The organism is Bradyrhizobium rifense (assembly GCF_008123425.1).
GTDB classification, from domain to species: domain Bacteria; phylum Pseudomonadota; class Alphaproteobacteria; order Rhizobiales; family Xanthobacteraceae; genus Bradyrhizobium; species Bradyrhizobium rifense.
Window position 1 is genome coordinate 140249 of record NZ_VSSS01000050.1, and the last position, 22021, is coordinate 162269.

General features: G+C 65.1%; 15 protein-coding genes. 9 read left to right on the forward strand and 6 right to left on the reverse strand.

The genetic code is table 11. The features are described 5' to 3' along the window. Window positions 1-2: 2 nt before the first annotated feature. From FXB40_RS30490 to FXB40_RS30500, 3 genes are all read right to left on the reverse strand, one after another. The gene (locus FXB40_RS30490; RefSeq protein ID WP_148775809.1) at window positions 3-1670 is read right to left on the reverse strand and encodes a SulP family inorganic anion transporter; all 1668 of its coding nucleotides are present in this window, start codon (window positions 1668-1670) and stop codon (window positions 3-5) included. Between the two features lie 151 nt (window positions 1671-1821). After that, complete coding sequence (locus FXB40_RS30495; protein ID WP_148775810.1) at window positions 1822-3312, reverse strand: caspase family protein; 1491 nt, start codon at window positions 3310-3312, stop codon at window positions 1822-1824. A gap of 143 nt (window positions 3313-3455) precedes the next feature. Further along, window positions 3456-4376, reverse strand: a complete 921-nt coding sequence (locus tag FXB40_RS30500; protein ID WP_148775811.1) for a LysR family transcriptional regulator — start codon at window positions 4374-4376, stop codon at window positions 3456-3458. A 96-nt stretch (window positions 4377-4472) separates the two neighbouring features. On the opposite strand from FXB40_RS30500, the gene FXB40_RS30505 reads away from it, so the two are divergent. From FXB40_RS30505 to FXB40_RS30520, 4 genes are all read left to right on the forward strand, one after another. Further along, entirely contained in the window at window positions 4473-4916 is a 444-nt protein-coding gene (locus FXB40_RS30505) for a DoxX family protein (protein ID WP_148775812.1), read from the forward strand. Between the two features lie 362 nt (window positions 4917-5278). Then, entirely contained in the window at window positions 5279-6310 is a 1032-nt protein-coding gene (locus FXB40_RS30510; protein WP_148775813.1) for a TRAP transporter substrate-binding protein, read from the forward strand. Window positions 6311-6332: 22 nt separating this feature from the next. After that, complete coding sequence (locus FXB40_RS30515) at window positions 6333-8186, forward strand: TRAP transporter large permease (RefSeq protein WP_187437248.1); 1854 nt, start codon at window positions 6333-6335, stop codon at window positions 8184-8186. A gap of 12 nt (window positions 8187-8198) precedes the next feature. Continuing rightward, window positions 8199-9176 carry a hydroxyacid dehydrogenase gene (locus FXB40_RS30520; protein WP_148775814.1) on the forward strand — a complete coding sequence of 326 codons (978 nt, stop codon included), beginning with the start codon at window positions 8199-8201 and terminating at the stop codon, window positions 9174-9176. 6 nt (window positions 9177-9182) lie between these two features. Here FXB40_RS30520 and FXB40_RS30525 read toward each other — a convergent pair whose 3' ends face one another. Beyond that, on the reverse strand, window positions 9183-10349 hold the full coding sequence (locus FXB40_RS30525; RefSeq protein ID WP_148775815.1) for an ABC transporter substrate-binding protein: 1167 nt from the start codon (window positions 10347-10349) through the stop codon (window positions 9183-9185). A gap of 324 nt (window positions 10350-10673) precedes the next feature. Here FXB40_RS30525 and FXB40_RS30530 point away from each other — a divergent pair, with 324 nt between their 5' ends. The 3 genes from FXB40_RS30530 to FXB40_RS30540 all read left to right on the forward strand — a co-directional run bounded on the left by FXB40_RS30530 (window position 10674) and on the right by FXB40_RS30540 (window position 17191). Beyond that, entirely contained in the window at window positions 10674-13064 is a 2391-nt protein-coding gene (locus tag FXB40_RS30530; RefSeq protein ID WP_148775816.1) for a putative bifunctional diguanylate cyclase/phosphodiesterase, read from the forward strand. A 91-nt stretch (window positions 13065-13155) separates the two neighbouring features. Beyond that, window positions 13156-14448, forward strand: a complete 1293-nt coding sequence (locus FXB40_RS30535) for an MFS transporter (RefSeq protein WP_148775817.1) — start codon at window positions 13156-13158, stop codon at window positions 14446-14448. 157 nt (window positions 14449-14605) lie between these two features. Continuing rightward, window positions 14606-17191 carry an EAL domain-containing protein gene (locus FXB40_RS30540; protein WP_148775818.1) on the forward strand — a complete coding sequence of 862 codons (2586 nt, stop codon included), beginning with the start codon at window positions 14606-14608 and terminating at the stop codon, window positions 17189-17191. Window positions 17192-17318: 127 nt separating this feature from the next. Here the strand turns inward: FXB40_RS30540 and FXB40_RS30545 are convergent, their stop codons facing one another. Continuing rightward, window positions 17319-18992 carry a serine hydrolase gene (locus tag FXB40_RS30545; RefSeq protein ID WP_187437250.1) on the reverse strand — a complete coding sequence of 558 codons (1674 nt, stop codon included), beginning with the start codon at window positions 18990-18992 and terminating at the stop codon, window positions 17319-17321. 205 nt (window positions 18993-19197) lie between these two features. Between FXB40_RS30545 and FXB40_RS30550 the strand changes: the two genes are divergently transcribed. Next, window positions 19198-19893: an alpha/beta fold hydrolase gene (locus FXB40_RS30550; protein ID WP_148775820.1), complete on the forward strand. Its 696-nt coding sequence runs from the start codon at window positions 19198-19200 to the stop codon at window positions 19891-19893. Between the two features lie 64 nt (window positions 19894-19957). Here FXB40_RS30550 and FXB40_RS30555 read toward each other — a convergent pair whose 3' ends face one another. Beyond that, the gene (locus FXB40_RS30555) at window positions 19958-20578 is read right to left on the reverse strand and encodes a TetR/AcrR family transcriptional regulator (RefSeq protein WP_148775821.1); all 621 of its coding nucleotides are present in this window, start codon (window positions 20576-20578) and stop codon (window positions 19958-19960) included. Between the two features lie 129 nt (window positions 20579-20707). On the opposite strand from FXB40_RS30555, the gene FXB40_RS30560 reads away from it, so the two are divergent. After that, window positions 20708-21937: a cytochrome P450 gene (locus FXB40_RS30560; RefSeq protein ID WP_148775822.1), complete on the forward strand. Its 1230-nt coding sequence runs from the start codon at window positions 20708-20710 to the stop codon at window positions 21935-21937. The last annotated feature ends 84 nt before the right edge of the window (window positions 21938-22021 follow it).

A 22021-nucleotide genomic window follows, 5' to 3' on the forward strand; every position in this document is an offset into this window, starting at 1 on the left:
GGCTACTTCGCCAGCTTTCTCACGGCCTCATCCACGCTGTGGAAGACGTGCTCCTTCGGCAGCACATCGAACAATTTGAAGCGCTCGAATGCGTCCTGCGCGCGCACCGATTCCAGCCGCGCCAGCGCGACCGTGACGCCTTGTTCGCTGCACGCCTTGAAGACGTCGAGCAGGATCTGCGCGGCGGTGAAGTCGATCTCGACCATGCCGCTCGCCTCCAGCACCAGCAATTGCGGCGTCGCCGCGCTCAGGACTTTCGTCACGTCGCTGCGGAAGCCGGGCGCATTGAGGAAGGACAGCGGCGCCTGCAGCCCGATCACGGCGACACCCGCGATGCGCTCGCCGGTGATGTGGGGGTGCGCTGGCCACCAGATCGTGGTGCCCGGCACGCGCTCGAACTCGATGAGCCTTGCGCGCGTCGTGCTCCAGATGCCGTGCAGCAGCGACAGCACGATGCCGAGGAACGCGCCCTGCTGGATCGGCAGCACGATGATCAGCGCGGCGGTGGCGACGATCAGCAGAAACTCGCTGAACGACTGGCGATAGATCGTGAGGATCTGCTTGGTGCGGATGATGCGCAGCGCAACGAACAGCAGGATGCCGCCAAGGGCTGCATCTGGGACGTGCTGCAGCAGCCCCGTTCCGAACGCGAGCAACAACAGCACGATCACCGCAGCCGCAAGGCCCGCAAGCTGCGACTGTCCGCCGGTCTCGGCGACGATGCCTGTTCGCGGCGGGCTGGCATTGACGGGAAACGCGCCGAACAGGCCTGATAGCACGCTGCCGGCGCCGGCACCGAGGAAGTCGCGATCGACATCGGCGGGCTTGTCGGGATCGGACGGGAAGGACCGCGTGGTGGCCGCGGTCTGCACCATCACCACCACGGTGATCACGAAGGCGAGCGGCACCAGCCGCACCCATTGCTCCGGTGCAAGCTCGGGCAGGGTCGGCCGCGGCAGCGTGCCTGGCACGCTGCCGACGACGTTGACGCCCTTGCTCTCGAGACCCAGGGCGATCGTGGCGAGCGTCGCGGCGACGAGCCCGATCAGCGCGCCGGGAATCTTTGCGCTGATTTTTTCGGAGATGACGACCACGGCCAGCACGCCGAAGCCGATGCAGAGCGTCACGGGATTGGTGCGGCCGAGCTCGGTTGCGAGCACGCCGATACGATCGAGCGTCGGCCCGCTCGGCGATTCCAGTCCCAGGACGCCCGGCAATTGCGACACGATGATGTGGACGGAGATGCCGGCGAGGAAGCCGACCATCACCGGCATCGACAGGAGGTTGGCGATGCCGCCGAGCCGAAACGCTCCGCCGGCGAGCATCATCACGCCGACCATCAGCGCCAGCGCGATCGCGAGCCCCTGATATTCGGGTGAGCCGGCAGCAGCCAACGCGGCAAGGCCGCCGGCGAAGATCGGCGTGATCGTGGAATCGGCGCCGCAGGACAGGAAGCGGTTGCCGCCGAGCAGGGCAAAGCCGAGCGAGCCCGCCATGAAGGCGAAGAAGCCGATCTGCGGCGCGAAGCCGCCGAGCCGCGCAGTCGCCATCTGCTCGGGGATCGCGATCGCCGCCAGCGTCAGCCCCGCCATGAGATCGCCGGGCAGGGAATAGGAGGCGAGCGAGCCAAACAGCGGCCATGCTTTCCTGGCGTGAACGTCTTGCGGCATCGATGCGAAGTCCCCGGAAAATCTGCGTCGGCCGATCAGACTACAGCATTTCCGGATTGGAGGGCGGCAGACTGCGAAGGCCCGGGGCTATCAACAGAAATGTCCGCAAGCGAAGCTTGCGGACATCACTGCCTATCGCAATGCGGCAGTGTCAGTACCTGGTGCCGCGGTTGTAGTCGCCGCCGCCGCGTCCCATGCCACCTCCGCCATGGCCGCCCATGCCCATGCCCATGCCGAGACCGATCCCGATGCCAATCCCGACGGCTTCGGGCGGCGGGCCGGGAGGCGGTGCGCGCTCGACGACTTCGTCAGGCGGCGGCCGGCGCGGTTTGGGCGGCGTGTCGACGACCTTGCGCTTTGGCGGCGTGTCGTCGACGCGCTTCTTGATGATAGGTGCAACCGTCGGGTTGATCGGCGTCGCCGGCGTTGACGGTGTCGAGCACGGGCAGGTCGGCGCCATGGCGACGGCGACCGGCACCGCGGCGGCCGCAACCGGCAAGACATAATTGCGGTTCTGCACGCGGAGCAGCAGCCTGCGCGCGGTCGCCGCGAGATCGCTATTGTCCCAGTTCGCGAGATAGGCCTCGTACGAAGCGCGGGTGTTGATCGCCACCGCGCGGTCCCACGCCAGCATCTGGCGCCGCCGCTCCAGCACCGTGCGCAGGCGCGGCGTTTGAGCGTCCTGCGCGTAGAGCTCGATATAGGCCTGATAGGCGGGCACGGTGTCGTCGGCGATCACGAGCTGATAGGCGACCTTGGCGTCCTTGCCCTGCAAATCCTTGCGCCAATCCTCGACGCTGCGCGTAGCACTGGCGAGGGCCATCGCGTTCGCGGCCGGAGCAGGGGGCTGACCGCTGCTGCTATCACCGCCGAAGAATTTGAAGTCGGTCGTCAGCGACGAGCTTTCCCAGGGGATCTGTCGTCCGTCGGTCGATTGCGCCACGGAGATACGAATGCGCTTGAACACTTCCTCGATCGGGACGTTCGGTTGCTTGGCAACCGTCAGCGCTGCCGTGGTGTAGGGACTGTCGGCTCCGGATCCGTCCTCGGCTTCGGCACCGGGCGAGGTCGAATATGAAATGAACGAGCCCGGCGCGCCTGCCTTGGTGTCGACGATCGCAAGCCCGTGGCCGGCACCGCTCAGCGCCGGGAACGGATTGTTGCGGCAGGCATCGAGCATGAAGATGCGCGCCCGCGTCGGCAACGCGCCGAGCGTGTTGAGCAGATCGTTCAGACGCACGCCCTGCAACGGAATGTCGGCCTCGCGCTTGGGATCGAGATCGACAGGCACGAGATAGTTCTCGCCGTCGATCTGCAGGCCGTGGCCGGCATAGAACACCAGCGCGACGGTGTCGGCGCCGCTGGCGCTGACCTTTCCGGCGAAATCCGAGATCGTCTGGCGCATCTCGTTCTGCGACAGATTGGGCGCTGCGGTGACGTTGAAGCCGGCATTGCCGAGCAGCTCGGCCATGCCCTTGGCGTCGTTGGCGGCGTTGGGCAGTTCCGGCACGGTGCGATAGGCGGACTGGCCGATCACCAGCGCAAGCCGCGCTTCGGCCGCGGCCTGTGTCGGCGTCATGAACTGCGTGAGTGCAAGGAGACTGGAAGCAAGAACTAAATTACAAAGGACTGGACGGCGCATGGTGTCACCTCCATCGGCAATGGGTGCGAGGATGTCACCTTTTCTAGTCGTCCGCCACGACTCTGTCTGTGCGCTATCTCACGCTCTCGCGTGCGGCAAATGGGGCAGGGGGTCCGCCGGAGCCGCCGCGCTGTGCCGTGCTTTCAGAACAATCCACGGTCCCAGGGCGGGTCAGGCGCAAAGCGTGCGGCGAGGAAATCGATGAAGGCGCGCACCTTCGCCGGCGGCCGGCGATCGGGCAGGTAGACCGCATGCACCGCGGATGACTGCATCTCCGGCTGATCGAGCGGAAGCGCGACCAGCGTGCCGGCGCGCAGATCGTCAGCGATGATGAAGGTCGGCTGCCGGGCGAGGCCGAGGCCGGCCAGCGTCGCAGCGCGCAGCGCATCGCCATTGTTGGCACGCAAGGTGCCACTGATCTGGATGCGGATCTCGCCGTCGACGCCGAACGGCCATTCCGCGGCGCTGCCCTGCTGCGTAAGCGTGTAGCCGAGGCAATTATGCGCGGCGAGGTCGGCGACGGTGCGCGGCGTGCCGTGCTTCGCCAGATAGGACGGGGCGGCGCAGACCACCAACCGGTTCCGCGCGAGCTTTCGCGCCACCATGCTGGAGTCGCGTAAGCGTCCGATGCGGACCGCGAGATCCCAGCCTTCCTCGGCGAGGTCGACGAGGCGATCGTTGAGGCCGAGCTCGATGGTCACCTCGGGGTAGCGTTCCGAGAAATCTGCAATGAGGGGCGCAATCTGCCGTGTGCCGAACACGACGGGCACGTTGACCCGCAACAATCCGCGCGGCTCGGCGCGCTCCCGCGCGACTGCGGCATCGGCCGTCTCCATGTCGGCAAGGATCCGCTCGGAGGATTCCAGATAGAGCCGGCCGGCCTCGGTGATCGACAGTCGCCGCGTGGTGCGGTGGAACAGCTTGATGCCGAGCCGCGCCTCCAGCGAGGCCACGTGCTTGGTGACCATGGTCTGTGACAGGCCCATCGCCCGGGCCGCACCGGACAGGCTGCCGTTCGCCGCCACCTTGGCGAAGACTTCCAGGCTGGTCAGCCGGTCGAGCATCTATCTCACTCTATTGGTGTGAAGTATTTTTCCAGAATAGCCAATTATCGTCCGTTTGAGAATAGATCATAGCTATCCCCAACAATGGAGACCGCCATGATCGATTCCCGTACCGCTCCCTACGCCGCGCTGGTGCTGCGCGTGACCCTGGGCGCGCTGTTCCTGGCCCATGCCAGCCTGAAACTGTTCGTCTTCACCCCCGCCGGCACGGCAAAGTTCTTCGGCAGCCTCGGCTTCCCGCCCGAGCTCGCCTATCTCGTGATGACCGTCGAAGTCCTCAGCGGCATCGCCCTAATCCTCGGCGTCTGGACCCGCTATGCGGCGCTGGCCGGCATCCCGATCCTGCTCGGCGCGATCTTCACCGTGCACGGTGCCGCCGGGTTCTTCTTCACCAACCCGAAGGGTGGCTGGGAATATCCCGCGTTCTGGGTGATCGCGCTGGTCGCGCAGGCGCTGCTCGGCGATGGCGCCTTCGCGCTGCGGCCTTCACGCGATGTCGAGGCAGCGAGCGGACAGTTGAGCGTCGCGTCGTCGCGCTGACATCGTCGCATCATTGAAACGTGAGAGCTGCGGGATCACGGTCCCGCAGCTTTTTGCTGCGTGCCAACGCGCGAGTGACCAGCCATAAGCCCATCAATCTGCGTTCGGCATTGATCCATACCCGAATTGGATCGATCTGCGCAATCTGCATAGCCCGCCGTTCGGTCGCGATGCGGCATGATCGAGAACATCGGCAAATATAGGCATTCCGCTGCGGTCTCTGCCGGCGCGCCTTGCTCCCGTCCCGTCTCGGCTGCGCTGGCCGCAACGCTTGCCTGCGTCGTCGCTTTGGCCATACAGTCCGTGCAACAGGCTGTGGCTACGACCGTGGCCGCGAACAAAAAATATTGGGGAGAGACACCATGACTATCGTGCCTGTCAGCCGTCGCACGTTCATCAAGTCGTCGACGGCCGTGACCGCCGGCCTCGTGCTCTCTCCCGCCATCATCGGCCGCGCCGAAGCCGCAACGCTGAAGCTGAAATGCTCCTCCTCGCTGCCGAACGATCCCAAATTCGCCAACGGCCGCGTCTACTACGACAATCTCGTCAAGAATTTGAAGGGCAACGGGCTCGGCGAGCAGGTCGAGGTCGCCTTCTTCCCGGACAACCAGCTCGGCCAGGAAATCGACGTCATTAATTCGGTGAAGCTCGGCGTCATCGACCTCATGGTGTCGGGCTCGTCGATCTCGGCCAATCTGGTGCCACTGGTCGGCACCTACGACCTCGGCTTCCTGTTCTCGAGCTTCCCGCAGCAGACCAAGGCGTTCGACGCCGGCGCCGCCAAGCCGATCGAGGACGCGCTGCTCAAGGGCAGCAACATCCGCATCATCGCCTGGGCCTATAATTTCGGCTCGCGCAGCGTGTTTGCGAAGAAGCCGGTGAAGACGCCGGAGGATCTCGCCGGTCTCAAGATCAGGACGCTGCCGAATCCCGTCATCACCGAATGTCTGCGGCTGATGGGGGCTGCCGCCACTCCGCTAGCGTTCGGCGAAATCTACACGGCGTTGCAGGCCGGCGTGCTGGATGGCCTCGAGCACGATCCGCCGACCATCCTCGCCAGCAAGTTCTTCGAAACCGCGAAGTTCTACGCGCTGACGCAGCACAATTTCTCGCCGCTCGCGGTCTACTTCAGCGACATGACCTTCAACCGCATGGATCCGAAGCTGCGCGAGGGCTTTCTCGACGCCGCGAAGAAGGCCGCGGTCGACACGCGGACCCATGGGCTTGCAGTCGAGAAGGAAGCGCTGACGGCTCTGACCGAGAAGGGCGTGACGGTGGCCGAATGCGACCGCGAGGCGTTCAAGAAGCGCGTGGCGCCGCAGACCGAGAACTTCATCAAGGCGCGGCCGGAGTCCAAGGCCGTCATCGACATCATTCGTTCGACGCAAGCCTGAGATGGCTAAATCCGGGTTGGCGATGACAGGAACCGTGCCGCTCTCGGGCGGTCGCCACGGGAGCATCGCCCTTCTGCTTCGCCTGAGCGACGCGATCGCGGCCATCCTTCTGGCCGCCGATCTTGCGGTCGTCTGCGGATCCGTACTGCTGCGTTTCTGCTTCAACGCGCCGGTCGAATGGTCGGATGACGTCGCGCGCGGATTGATGGTCGGATCGGCCTTCTTCGGTGCCGCAAGTGCGCTTGCCCGCGGCGAGAATGTCGGCGTGTCCTTCTTCCGCGATCTGCTGACGCTGCGGCTGCGCAGCCTGGTCGACGCCGCCAGCGCCGTGCTCGTCGTGCTGATCTCCGGCTACGTCGCCTTTAACGCCATCAAGCTGGGCTCGCTGACGGCGGGGCAGACCACCGGCTCCGGCCTGCCTTTGGAGCTGACCTTCTATCCGATGGGCGTCGGCGCGCTGTTCATGACCGTGTTCGCGATCGACCATCTCTGCGCGCGACCGCTGCCTGAGATCGTCAGAGGTCTTGTTGCGGTCGCCGTCGTGACGGTGCTCTATCTCGCCTGGGATTACCTGTCGCCGTCCTCGGTGCCGTCGGCGGGCGTGCTGATGCTGATCGGCTTCTTCGCCACGCTGTTCGGCGGCTTGCCGATCGGTTTTGCGCTGGCGCTGGCCGCGCTGATCTTCATCTGGGTCGAGGGCGCGCTGCCCGGCGTCATCTTCGCCCAGCAGATGGCGCGCGGCATCGACAATTTCGTGCTGCTCGCGATTCCGTTCTTCATCCTCGTCGGCTACCTCATGGAAGCCAACGGCATGTCGGTGCGCCTGATCGAGCTGCTGCAGCGCGGGGTCGGCCGCATGCGCGGCGGCCTGAACGTCGTGATGGTGGCCTCGATGGTGCTGTTCTCGGGCATCTCGGGTTCGAAGATGGCCGATGTCGCAGCCGTCGGCTCCGTGCTGATCCCGGCGGCGCGCCGCTCGAAGCAGAATCCAGGCAGTGCGGTGGCGCTGCTCGCGGCATCTGCGGTGATGGCGGAAACGATTCCGCCCTGCATCAACCTGATCATCCTCGGCTTCGTCGCGAACCTGTCGATCGGCGGCCTGTTCATGGCAGGGCTGCTGCCGGCGGCGCTGATGGCGGCGGTGCTGATCGCCTTCTCGATCATCTTCGGCAAGACGCCGGCGGACGCCGAGGAGGTCGAACCGCAGATGCCGGTCTCGGGCCTGTGGAGCGGCGCGATCGCTTCGTTCGGCCTGATCTTCATGATCTTCTTCGGCTTCAAGAGCGGCTTTGCCACGGCAACCGAAATTTCCGCCTTTGCCGTCGCCTACGCGCTCATCGTCGGCAGCGTCGTGTTCCGCGAGCTCAGCTTGAAATCGGCGACGCATAGTTTCGTTCAGGCGGCGACGCGCGCAGGACTGGTGCTGTTCATCGTCGCCGCCGCGCAATCGCTGGCGTTCACGCTGACCTTGCAGCAGGTACCGCATGCGGTCGGCGACTTCATGCTGGGACTGTCCAAAACGAGCGGCACCTGGCTGTTCATCCTGCTGGCGATCGCCGTGCTGATCGTGATGGGCTCGGTGCTGGAAGGCGCGGCCGCGCTGATCATCTTCGGGCCGCTGCTTCTTCCCGTGGCGGTGCAGCTCGGCATCGATCCGCTGCATTTCGGCGTGGTGCTGGTGATCGCGATGGGCGTCGGCCTGTTCGCGCCGCCGCTCGGGCTTGGGCTCTACGGCGCCTGCCTGATCGGCAACGTGCCGATCGAGCAGACGGTGAAGCCGATCCTGGGCTATCTCGGCCTGTTGTTCCTCTGCCTGCTCGTCATCGCCTTCGTGCCATGGCTGAGCACCGCCTTGCCGCGCGCATTCGGTTACTAAGGGAGTGTTGCCGTGAAAGTCCTGCTGGCCCACACGCCGGAGATGCGCCGCAATTATTACGGTGATCGCAGCCTGAACGGCCTGCGGGCGATTGCGGACGTGATCCTGCACGAGGGCGATCAGGCGCTCGATTCCGCAGGCCTCGTGAATGCGGCAAAGGACGCCGACATCATCGTCGCCGATCGCATGACGGAAGGGCGCGGCGAGATATTTGCGCAGCTGCCGAATCTCCGAGCCTTCGTTCGCTGTGCCGTCGACATCCGCAACGTCGACGTCGATGCCGCATCAACGGCAGGCGTGCTGGTGACGCGCGCCGGTCCCGGCTTCGTGCAGGCGGTCGCCGAGCTCGCGATCGGCTTCATGGTCGACCTGTCGCGCGGCGTGTCGCGGGCCACAGCCGACTTCCATGCCGGCCGCAAGCCGGAGGCGCGGACGGGCCGTCAGCTCGCCGGCAGCACAATCGGCATCATCGGCTATGGCAGCATCGGTCGTTACCTCGCCGAGATCGCCAAGGTGATGCGCATGAAGGTGCTGGTCGCCGATCCCTTCGCTGATGTCAGCGACAGCGCGATCAAGCAGGTCGGTCTCGACGAGCTGCTGGCTGCATCAGACTACGTCGTCTGCCTCGCAATTGCCAACGAGCAGACGGAGAAGCTGATCGACGAGGCGGCGCTGGCGCGCATGCAGAAGCATGCCGTCTTCATCAATCTCTCGCGCGGCAATCTCGTCGACGAGGCGGCGCTCGCGAAGGCGCTGCTGGAGAACCGCATCGCCGGTGCTGCGATGGATGTCGGCCGCGCGCCCGACCAGATGCCGACGCCGGAGCTGGCAAAACTTGCCAACGTGGTCGCCACCCCGCATGTTGGTGGGCTGACGCCGCAGGCGATCGAATACCAGTCGCTCGAGACGGTGCGGCAGGTCGACGCCATCATCAAGGGCGAGGCCCCGAAGGGCGCCGTGAACGCCGACCGCTGGACGCGGCGGCCGTGAGTTGCCCTACAGCCGGTCGATCGCCCTGAACGTTCCGTCCTTCTGGATCACCGTCAGGAACACCTTCGGTGGCGTCTCGATGGCGCGAAAGCCAACGGTGACGACGCTGCCGCTGATGTCGAAGCGGCCGACGTCGTTGATGGTGCGCAGCAGCCCCGCGCGTGTCGGGTTCGGTCCGAGATTTTCGAGGGCGGCCGCCGCCAGGCGACCGGAGAGATAGCCTTCGAGCGAGACGAAATCCGGCGTCAGCGTCGGATCAATCGCCTTCTGCGCCGCCTGGTAGTCGGCGACGAGCTTGATCGAGCGATCCCAGGGAAACGGCACGACCTGCGCGACCACGACGCCTTCGCCGTCGGAGCCGAGCTCCTTGGCGAGCGCGGTGGCGCCGACGAAGGAGATGTTGACGAACGTCGGTGAGAGGCCGCTGCGGTGCGCAAGCTTGATGAACTCGGCGCTCGGACCGTAAGTGCCGACCATAACGATCGCCTCGGGCTCGGCGCGCTTGATGGTGCGCCAGGCCGCGCCGACCGCGCGGGTGTTGCGCTCGAAGGTGCCTTCAGCAGCGAGTTCGAGGCCGCGCTTGGCAAGCGCGATCTTCACGCCGGTGAGGCCGTCACGGCCAAAGGAATCGTCCTGGTAGAAAATGGCGATCCGGGTGAAGTGGCGATCCTCGGTGAGATGCTTGATGAGCGTCTCCGACTCCGCGCCGTAGCTCGCGCGGATGTTCACGACATTGGCCAGTTCGAGGTCGCGCAGGAATTCGGCGCCGCTGACTGGTCCGATGAAGGGAACGTCGCGGGCGCTCGTGATCGGGATTGTTGCCATTGCGGTCGGGGTGCCGACCGCGCCGATCAGCGCGAACACCTTGTCATCCTCGATCAGCCGCAGCGTCTGCGCCACCGAGCGATCGGGGTCGTAGCCGTCGTCGCGGCTGACGAGCTGGAGCTTGCGGCCGTGGATGCCGCCCTTGGCATTGATCTCGGTGAACGCGGCGACGATGCCTTGCCGCATCCGTTGACCGAGCACGGAGGAGGGACCTTCGAGCGCCGCGGCCTGGCCGAACAGGATCGCGTCCTCGCTGACGCCGACCTCGTCGCCTGTTGCCGTCAGCGTCGCGGCCGCCAGCAACGCGGCGGCAAGCGCGATGCATGTCGCTGCGCGCGATCGTTTCATGAGAGAGCTCGCCGGATGCAGGAAATGGTGTGGCAATGATAGGTCCGCAGGCTGAACAGGGCGCTAACCGGCGCGGGGAGAGCGGTCCGTAGGACTCCGGGGCAATCCGGCAATTGGCTACCACATTGCCGGGAATGCGCAGGTCAATCGTTAACTACACCTCGCAATGCGGGGCGGCTTGGTTCCAATATTGTGCAGTTCTTAACCCCGATCCTTGTCCGATAGTCGTCACGGTGGCTCAACCCTAAGTTCGGCCGCCGCGCCGAGGGGACGTGCGGAATCAAGATGGGCGATCGCGATCAGAATGATCAGGATCGAAGGCGTATGACTGGACGGTGGCGTGTTGCGCCGCTGCTCGGCCTCTATCGCCCTGCGCTGGTCGCGGCTGCCGTCGGCCTGCTGTTCTCGATCGCTGGCGCCGCTGCGGTGGCGCGCTGGGAAGACCGCGTCAACAAGATCGAGTTCGAGAACGCGGCCGAGACCGAATCCATCGTCATGCAGCACGGCATGAGCGAATATATCAGCCGGCTCGTCGCGTTGCGGACCCTGTTCGAGTCGACCAACGAGGAAATTACCCGCAGCGAGTTCGAGACTTTCAGCGCTCGGCTGTTCGAACGCCATCCCGGAATGCTGCGCATCGCCTGGCTGCCGCGCGTCAACCGCAAGGAGCGCGCCGAGTACGAGGCCGCCGCGATCACGGACGGTATTTCCAGCTATCATATCAGGTCGCTCCAGGACGACGGTTTCGCGATTGCGCCCCAGAGCGACGAATATTTTCCCGTCTTCTACTCGACCCAGCCGAAGACATCATCGGTCTACGGCATGGATCACAGCAGTGTTCCCGAACGTCGCGTTGCGCTCGAACGCGCGCGCGACAACGACCGCATCGTTGCGATCCGCGCGCGCCTTTACGCCGAGCGTGAGACCGGCCGCCAGCCCGATGTGATTGTCTCCGTGCCTGTCTATGCCAAGGGCACCTCGCGCGAGACGGTCGCGGACCGTCGCCGCAACCTCGCGGGCTATGTCGTCGGCGTGTTCGACCTGCCGCTGCTGATGCAGGCCATTCGCGTGACGACCGGGGCAAACCCTGCGGTCAGTATCAACATCTATCCGCCCTTCACGGGACGCATCGTCAGTCTCGAGGAGACGTTGCCGGACTATTCCTCTGCGTCATCATCGCCGCAGTCGATGCGCGACGTCGCGCGGGGGCGACACTGGGCCGGCCATCTCAGGATCGGCGACACCGATTGGCAGGTGCGCGCCATGCCGACGGCCGGCGGCGCGCTGGAGACGAGTTACGATCGCGCGGGCGCCGTGCTGATCGTCGGCATGCTGCTGACGCTGTCGCTGGCGACCTATTTGATGCTCGCCAGCCGCAACTCGCGGCGGCTGTCGCTGGCCAATCGCCGCGTGCTCGAGCTTGCGCAGACCGACGTCCTGACCGGACTGCCGAACCGCGCCTTTTTCCTTGCCCGGCTCAACGAGCTCAACAGCCAGCTGAAGGACCACGGTCCGACCTTCTCGATCCTGATGCTCGATCTCGATCGCTTCAAGAACGTCAACGATTCCCTCGGTCATGGCGCCGGCGATGCGCTGCTGCGGTTGGTGGCGCAGCGGCTGAAATCCGCGGTGCGCGCCACCGACGTGCTGGCGCGGCTCGGCGGCGACGAATTCGCCATCATCCAGGAAGGCTGCGAGGACCAGCGCGCCTGCTCGACCGAACTGGCGGCGCGGATCGCCAAGCTCGTGGCCGAGCCGTTCCTGTTGCCCGGCCATCGCGTCGAGATCGGGACCAGCATCGGCATCGCGATCGCGCCGGATCACGGCCGCGACCAGGAGCAGCTGCTGAAGAAGGCCGACCTGGCGCTCTACCGCTCGAAATCGGCGGGCCGCAACTGCTTCACCATCTACGACGAGGCGATGTCGGCCGAGCTCGAAGCACGCAACACGCTGGAGGGCGATCTGCGTGACGCCATCGCGCGCTGCCAGCTCGAGGTGCACTACCAGCCGTTCATGGATGCCACCACCGGCACGCGGCGCGGGTTCGAGGCGCTGGTGCGCTGGCGCCATCCGGCCCGCGGCCTGATCCCGCCGGATCAGTTCATCGCGCTTGCCGAGGAGACCGGGCTGATCGTGCCGCTCGGCGAATTCGTGCTGCGTCGCGCCTGCGCGGATGCGGCAAACTGGCCGTCCGATCTGATGGTCGCGGTGAACCTGTCGCCGATCCAGTTCAAGGAAGCCGATCTGTTCGATGTCATCTGCGCGGCATTGCGGGACTCCGGCCTGTCGCCGCAACGGCTCGAGATCGAGATCACCGAATCCGTGCTGCTGGAGCGCGGTGCCGAGAACCATGCCTTCATGGAGCGGCTCAAGCACATCGGCATCGAGCTTGCGCTCGACGATTTCGGCACCGGCTATTCCTCGCTGAGCTATCTCACCGCGTTTCCGTTCGACAAGATCAAGATCGACAAATCGTTCATCCGCAACCTTACACACCAGCCGCGCAGCTCTGCGATCATCTCCTCGATCGTGACGCTGGCGCGCGGGCTCGACATGTCGGTGACCGCCGAGGGCGTCGAGACGGCCGAGGAGTTCGAGCGGCTGAAGGCGCTCGACGTCAACTTTGTGCAAGGCTATCTGTTCGGCCGCCCGCTGCCGATCGACCAGATCGAGCTCGACGAGTCCACCGAGCGTTCGCAGCGCGACGCCGCCTGAGCCTGCCGCCCAGGAGGCATTCGCGAAAATCGCTTGACCCAGGCGAGCCCAGATGGTCCGAAGGATCGTCCAGGGATGAAACAAAACAAAAATGCGGCTTCCGTTCTTCTACGGCTGGGTCGTGGTCGCGGTGACCTTTGTCACCATGGCCATCGGGGTCAACGCGCGTACCGCCTTTTCATTGTTCTATCCGCCCATTCTCTCTGAATTCGGCTGGGAGCGCGGCGTCACCGCAGGCGCCTTCTCCTTCGGGTTCGTTGCGTCCGCTGTTGCCAGCCCACTGATCGGACGGCTGATGGATCGCGCCGGGCCGCGCGCGGTGATGGAGCTTGGCGTGTTGCTGATGGCCGGCGGCCTGCTGCTCGCGCCGCTCACCAGCCAGCCCTGGCATCTCTATCTGACGATCGGCGTCATGGTCGGCGCCGGCTCGGTGTGTCTCGGCTATTCCGGCCAATCGTTGTTCCTGCCGAACTGGTTCATCCGCAAGCGCGGCTTTGCCATCGGCATTGCCTTTGCCGGGGTCGGCATCGGTTCGGTGACGCTGTTGCCATGGGTGCAGCACTTGATCGAGCAGACCGGCTGGCGCACCGCCTGCACCGCGATGGGCCTGATGATCCTGATCGTGTTGGCGCCGATCAATCTGCTGCTGCACAAGCGCCCCGAAGATATCGGCCTCCAGCCCGACGGCGACGCTGCGCCGGCCGCGGGCGGCGCAAAGCCGACCTCCAACATCGTCGATCCCGTCTGGGCCGCCACCGACTGGACGCTGAAGCGCGCGGTTGCGACGGCGCGCTTCTGGTGGATCGCGCTCGGCTATTTCTGCGGCTTGTACATCTGGTACGCGGTGCAGGTGCACCAAACCAAATTCCTGCTCGACATCGGCTTCAGCCCAAGCGTTGCGGTCTGGGCGCTCGGCGCCGTCAGCCTGCTCGGCATTCCCGGTCAGATTTTCCTCGGCCATATCTCCGACCGGATCGGGCGGGAATGGGTGTGGGCCATCAGCTGCGCCGGCTTTGCGATCTGCTTCGCGGCGCTGATGGCGCTGAAGTTCCAACCCTCGTTCTGGCTGGTCTGGCTGATGGTGTTCACGCAAGGCGCGCTCGGTTACGGCCTCACCTCGATCATGGGCGCGGTGGTGTTCGAGATTTTCGGGGGCCGCCACCAGGGCGGCATTTTCGGCATGATCATGCTTGCCGCATTGGCGGGTGGCGCGGCCGGTCCGTGGGTGACCGGCCTGCTCTACGATCGCGTCGGCGACTACACGCTCGCCTTCGGTATCGCCATCGTCGTAAGCCTCCTGTCGGCACTGTCGATCTGGCAAGCCTCGCCGGGCAAGGTGCGGGCCGTGGCTGGCCGGCTGCACAAGCTTCGGGCTACAAAATAGGTTCCTTCTGCACCGGATTACCTCCGCATCTTTCGCGGAATGTTAAGCATGTCGCGGCTTGGCGGAGCGCGAGCCGGTTGCAAAAACGTCTTGGACACCATCGGAGCATTAGCCTGGGGCCGATTGCCGCATTGTCCTGATGCTGCCGAGCCCAACGATGTCTGCCTCCGACTGCCCAGTGACCGAAATGCCGGACGTGCTGCGGGCGGCGCTCGAATGCGCCGACGACGGCATCGTCATTGTCGATAGCGCGCATCGTATCACGCATTTCAACGCCGGCGCGGAGCGGATCTGGAAGCTTGCGCGCGCTGACGTGCTCGGCCGCGATGCGGAAATCCTCTCGCTGAGATGCCTTCAGGCCGATCCGGTCGCGGATTTTCGCGATGAGATCAGCCTGGTGCGGCGCGATGGCAGCCGGATCAAGGCGACGATCGCGCTGTCATCGGCGACGATCGACGGCGCAACCCATCATATCGTGTTCGCGCGCGACGTCACGGCCGATGCTGAGCGCCGTGTCAGGATCGGGCTGCTCAACGCGGTCTCCGACCAGACCAATCGCGTCGTGATCGTCACCGATGTCGAGCAGAATATCCGTTACGTCAATGCCGCCTTCACGGCGCTGTTCGGCTATACCAGCGACGAAGCCGAGGGCCGCCGCGCGGCCGAGCTCCTTGCCGGTCGCCATACCGATCGCAACGCCGTCGCGAAGCTCGTCAAGCGACTGATGCAAGGGGGCCGGCGCGGCGAGGTCGAGGTGCTCGCTTACGGCAAGAACGGCGAAGAGATCTGGGTGTGTGCCCGGATCGACGCCTTCCGCGACAAGAAGGGCCGCGTCAAGCACTTCTTCGCGTTACTCGAGGACATCACCGAAACCAGGCAGCTCCGCTCGCTCCAGCAGCTCATCATGAGCGCGCTCGCCGACGAGGTGCCGATCACCGAGATCGCCGACCGGCTGTGCCGCCGCGTCGAAGAGATCGCGCCCGATGTCGTCTGCTCGCTGCTCCATGTCGATGCTTCGGGGCTCGTCCATCCGCTCGGCGGTCCGAGCCTGCCCGAGGACTATTCCCGCGCGCTGGACGGCATCGCCATCGGGCCCGACGTCGGCTCCTGCGGAACTGCGGCCTATTACGGCGAGCCGGTTCTGGCCGAAGATATCGATACCGATCCGCGCTGGCAGCCCTACAAGGCCATGCCGCTCGAAGTCGGTTTGCGCGCCTGCTGGTCGACGCCGATCAAGGCCAAGGACGGCCGCGTGATCGCCACCTTCGCGTTCTACTTCCGTGAGCAGCGTGCGCCGAGCAATTGGCACCGGCGTATCGTCGACGCCTGCGTCAACCTCGGCGCCTTCGCCATCGAGCGCAAGGAGGCGCGCGCCGAGATCGCGCGGCTCGCCTATCACGACATCCTCACCGGCCTGCCCAATCGCGCGCAATTGCGGCACCTGATCACCACCGCGATGGCCGCCTGTCCAAACGGCAGCCACGTTGCGCTCGCCTTCCTCGATGTCGACCATTTCAAGGACGTCAACGACACGCTCGGCCACGCCGCGGGCGATGAGCTTCTGATCCAGCTTGCGCAGCGTTTGCGCGAGCAGATCGGGCCTGAGGACATGCTGGGCCGGCTCGGCGGCGACGAGTTCGTCATCCTGCTGCCGAATCGCAACGCCGAGGGCGCCCAGCGCGTCGCGGTCGACGTCACCCAGGCGCTCGCCGCGCCGCTGCGGCTCGGATCGAAGCTGATGCCGATGTCGGCCAGCATCGGCATCAGCCTCTATCCCGACCATGCCACCGACATCGACACGCTGATGCAGCAGGCCGATGCCGCCATGTACATGGCCAAGCAGGCGGGCCGCTCGACCCATCGCATGTTCAGTGCTGAAATGAACGGACTGACCGAGCAGCGGCTGGCGATGATCGCGGCACTCCGCGGCGCCATCGCCGACAATGCGCTGAGCCTCAGCTACCAGCCACAGATCCGCAGCTGCGACGGCGCCATCCACGGCGTCGAGGCGCTGGCGCGCTGGCATGACGCCGCGCTCGGTGACGTCTCGCCGGCAAAATTCATTCCGCTCGCCGAAGAATGCGGCCTGATCGAGCAGATCGGTCTGTGGTCGGTGCGCGAGGCCTGCCGGCAGATGGCAAGCTGGCGCCGCGCCGGGCTCAACATACCCTCCGTCTCGGTGAATTTGTCGCCGATCAACTTCCGCAACGTCACGCTGGCCGCGCGGCTCGAGGACGTTCTCGCCGAGTACCAATTGCCGCCGGATGCGCTGATGCTGGAGATCACCGAAGGCACCTTCATGCAGGACGGCGCCGCCGCGCTGGAGACGATGCACGCGATCCGCGCGCTCGGCATCGGCCTGTCCGTGGACGATTTCGGCACCGGCTATTCGAGCCTCAGCCGCCTCGCGCATCTGCCGATCCGCGAGCTCAAGATCGACCGCAGTTTTATGCGCGACATCGAGAAGGACGCCGGCGCACTCGCGATCGCCACCGCCGTGGTGCGCGTCGGCCAGGGCCTAGGCCTGACCGTCGTCGCCGAAGGCGTCGAGACCGAAGGCCAGCGCAAGATGCTGGCCGAGCTCGGCTGCGACGTCGTGCAGGGCTTCCTCTATGCCCCCGCGCTCGCGCCGGTCGCCTTCGAGCGCTGGCTGATCGAGCACTGGGCCGAGCAGGCGAGGGCGATGCTCGGCCGGCTCGATGTCAAGCCGGCGGGAGTACCTGCGGTGAAGCGGTCGGCGTAGTCGGCTCTAAGGCCTCTGCTTGCCATGGATAGCGAGCGCTCCTGGACGCTACGCGATCAGCGTGGCGGCCTGATCGCTGGTCTCGCTGCCGCTTCCCGGAATTACGGTCTCGGTGACGCCGAAGGGTTCAGCGATTGGCCGGTTCGGTCGTCGTATCCTGCTGGCGCTCGCCCATCAGGACCTGTCCGTTCTGCCTGAGCGTCAACGCAAAGATCTTGCCGCCGGCATCGCGGGTAAAATCGATCTCCGCGCCGACCTGCTCCGCGACGAAGATATCCTGTTCGACCGGCGCGAGCTTGAGCGGCCGCTGGTTGGTCCCCTGCACATTGAGCCGTCCGTCCGCGACGAAAATGCGCAGCCCGAACTTTTGCGTCAGCGGATAAAGGCCGATGTAGTCCGGGAGTTGCGCGTCGGTCGGCATCCACTTGCTCGCCGTCGCCGGAAGCGGATCAATGCGTTTGGCCTCGACTGCGCCTCCGCCCTGAAACCAGGTGAAGCCATAGCTTCCGTCCGCCTTGCGCTTGGGCCGCAACACCGCGTCAAATTTGTGCGGATAGAAGTCGCCGGCGCTGTCGTAACCCATCTCGAATTCGCTCTGGCCGTCGGCCTGGATGGTCAGGCCGCTGTCCTTGTGCCGCAATTCGATACCGAGGCCGCCCTGCAGGCGATATCTGCCCACCAGGGCGTCGATCAGCTTGGCATCGGCATCCATCGCGACGTGCGGCGCGCCGGCGGACCGTGAGGTGTCCAGCAGGTGAAATCCGAATTGTCCGAGGCCGCCGAGCGTGACCAGGGATGTATCGCTCAGCAAGGCCACGGCGCGCTTCGCGTTACGATCGAATCCGACGAAGGACGAGTAACCGCCGGTCGCGCCTTCGTGGGACGCAACGGTGTGTCCGCTCGTGACGAGCAGATTCCAGTTCATGCCCATGCGGTGTCCGTCGACATACGCAACCTCTTGCTGCGTGAGCGTCAGCGCCGGCGTGATCGCGCTGTCGCGGGTGCCGAGCTCGCCTTCCATGTAGCGCAACATGTCCGCGAGCGTCGCGCGCACCCCTCCGACGCCGGCCATGTCGGGATGAAAATCCCAGGGGTTCGCAGCCACGCCGTTGGGATAATGGCCTTGCGCCAGATGCACCTGCGGCGGGCGCGTGGCCACATAGGTCTCGTTCATGCCGAGCGGACCGAGCAGGCGTTCGCGAAGCAGCGTCTCGTAATCCTTGCCCGCGCGCTTGGCGAGCGCATAGGACAGAACGATCATCGCGGGATTCGAATATTCCCATTTCGAGCCCGGCTCGCGCGTCAGCTTGATCGCGGCCAGGGTATCGCGCAGGTCGCGCTCGGTTGCGCCCGCATAGGGATTGCTGGGGTCCGGCGGGTGGTAGTCGGGGAGGTTCGCCGGCATGCCGGACGTATGCGTCACGATTTCGCCGATGGTGATCTCGTGGCCGTTGAATGAGGGCACGCTTGTCCCCGGTGGCAAAAGTCTCGCGATGGGATCGTCGAGCGCGATGTCATGCGTTGCGATCAGCTCGGCGAGCAGGGCCGCGGTCATCGTCTTGGTGACGGAGCCGATTTCGAAGGTCGTGTGTTCGTCATAGGGGCGCGCGGATTTGGGATCGGCGCAGAAATAAGCTGTCGCGGCGGTCCCGTTGTCGATCACGCCGGCCGCAACACAGGCGCCGGTCCGATCGCCGGTGAAGCGCTGCGACAGCGCGGCCTTCAGATCGCTATCGGTGATGGCGAACGCCGGCGACGTGCCGAGCACGACCGCCAGAACAAGCCAGAACCAGGCCTTCATGGTTTCTCGCGCCCCTCGACTTGCAGGCATGCCGCTGGTTTAATGCTACAACATGTAACGCTATGGGTGATCGTCCAGACGGTCAAGTCGTCTGCAACGGACCTGGAGTGGATGTCGCTTTTTTGATCGCGCTCAATCGTGCCATCGCGAAAGACGTGACATTCTCCCCGCCCATACTGCGCTCTCCAACTGTAAAGGAGCGCAAATGCCCGCGAAACCAACGATCGTTTTTTGTCACGGCATCTGGGCCGACGGCTCGTGCTTCAGCAAGGTCATACCTGCATTGCAGGCCGACGGGCACGAGGTGATCGCCGTTCAATATGGCCTGGACTCCTACGAAGAGGATCTGGCGACGGTGAAGCGCACACTCAACCGTGTCGGCAGCCCGGTTCTCCTCGTCGGTCATTCCTATGGCGGGGCTACCATTACGGGCGCAGGCACCGATGAGCGCGTGGTCGGCCTCGTCTACATCGCCGCGGTCGCGCCGGACGCCGGCGAGACCGTACAGGACCAGCTCGAAAAGTATCCATCGGATATTTTCTCGCGCGTCGAGGTCGCGGATGGGCGTGCCTGGCTGCTTCCGAACGGCACCGAGTTCTTCTGCGGCGACCTTTCCGAGGCAGACCAGAAGCTGGTGTGGGCGACGCATTATGCGCCCGTCGCCAATCTGTTTCAGCAGCAGAAGCTCACCGCCGACAAGGTCGCATGGAGGTCGAAGCCGAGCTGGTACATCCTGGCCACGCAGGACCACACCGTGCATCCCGACCTGCAACGCTGGGTCTCCAAGCGCATGGGCGCGACCGTCACCGAGGTGAAGAGCAGCCACGTGCCGATGCTCTCGCAGCCCGACATCGTGATCGACGTGATCCGCAAGGCCGCGGCCGCCCTTCAAAAAGGCTGATCGCGACAAGCGAGCCGTCTAAGTGCGCAGGAGAGGTCGCTCGCAGGGCGACCTCCCCTTTTGTTTATGAGCTGATGTCCGACGCCAATCCCGTCCTGCGCAGCAAATCCGTGATCGCGCGCAAAAAACTGTCGGCCGGCGTCGTCTCCGGATCGATCAGCCGGTGCAGGCGAAATCCGTCCTCCATCGCCAACACGACGGAGGCCATCCAGGGCGGGTTCAGCGTCTCGCCCTTCGCGTTGTCCTTCAATGTCGCCTCGACGATGTCGGCGATCAGCTTGCGCCGCGCGCGCAGCCGCTTGGCGAGCTCGGGCCGACGCTTCTCGGCACGCGCGACGAACAGGATCATCTCCATGTGCAGCAGCGGCGAGCGACCGAGCGGATCCTGCCGGGTGCGGTCCATTGCCTTCAGCGCTGCAATGAAGTCGTCGAGATTTGTGTGCTGCGCGAGGATTTCCATATTGCGCCGGATCGATTGCTCGACGTGATTCTCGAGCATGGCGAAGATCAATTCGTCTTTGCTTTCGAAGTTCGAATAGAACGCGCCGCGCGTGAAGCCGGCCTCTGCCGCGATCGCCTCGATGCTGGCGCCGCCGATGCCGTCTTGCTCGAACATCCGCGCGGCTGCCTCGAACAGCTTGTCGCACGTGTCGTCCCTGGTCGGCCTGGTTCTCACCCTTGACATCGGGCCAGTTTAGGGCAGAATGCAACTCGATACAATAATGTATCGAGTTGATAATTACAGGGATGGTTACGCCGGGCTTCGGAGCAGCCTCGCGTATCGTGTCATGCGGCAACCGATGTCGAGGTCACCATGAACGAGCAAGTGCAACCCGCAGGCGATCCGCTGTTCAATCCGCTGGCGCCGGACTTCATCCGCAATCCCTATCCGCATTACGACCGGCTGCGCACGGTCGATCCGATCCACGAGACGCCGTTCGGCCAGTTCGTCGCCAGCCGTCACGCCGATGTCAGCCTCGTCATGCGCGACAAGCGCTTCGGCAAGGATTTCGTCGAGCGCACGACGCGCCGCTACGGCCCCGAGATCATGAAGGAGCCGGTGTTCCGCAGCATGAGCTACTGGATGCTGCAGGCCGATCCGCCCGACCACACCCGCCTGCGCGGCCTCGTCGTGAAGGCCTTCACCGCCCGCCGCGTCGAGGACATGCGGCCGCGCATTCAAGAAATCGTCGACCAGACCATCGATGCCGTGAAGGACCGCGGCCACATGGACCTGATCGAGGATTTCGCCTTCCGCCTGCCAGTGACCATCATCTGCGACATGCTCGGCATCCCCGAGGAGCATCGCGAGGTCTTCTACAAGAGCTCGCGCGAGGGCGGCCGGCTGCTCGATCCGGTGCCGATGACGCCCGAGGAGATCGCGAAGGGCAACGCTGCCAACATGATGGCGCAGATGTACTTCCAGCAGCTGTTCGAGTTGCGCCGCCGCAGTCCCGCCGACGATCTCACCACCCAGCTGGTGCAGGCCGAGGAAGACGGCAACAAGCTCACCAATGAGGAGCTGACGGCCAACATCATCCTGCTGTTCGGCGCCGGCCACGAGACCACCGTCAATCTGATCGGCAACGGCCTGCTGGCGCTCCACCGCAATCCCGACCAGCTCGCGCTCCTGAAGGCGCAGCCGGACCTGATCACCAACGCGATCGAGGAATTCCTGCGCTACGATTCGTCGGTGCAGATGACCGGCCGCGTCACGCTGGAGGAGATCGACGATCTCGGCGGCAAGCGGATCCCCAAGGGCGAGTCCGTGCTCTGCCTGCTCGGCTCGGCCAATCACGATCCGGCGGTCTATCCCGATCACCCCGACAGGCTCGACATCACCCGGCCGAACGTCCGGCCGCTGTCGTTCGGCGGCGGTATCCATTTCTGCCTGGGGGCCCAATTGGCGCGCATCGAGGCCGAGATCGCCATCGCGACACTGTTGCGCCGGCTGCCCGATCTGCGCATCGACGACGTCGAAAACCCGGCATGGCGGCCGACCTTCGTGCTGCGCGGGCTGAGGCACCTGCCGGCAAGCTGGTGATAGCGGGGCACGTTAACCTCCGTGCGCAACAGTCGCTGTGACTTCGCCACACTTCCCTTTATATAAGGGGCAGTTCCGGCGCGC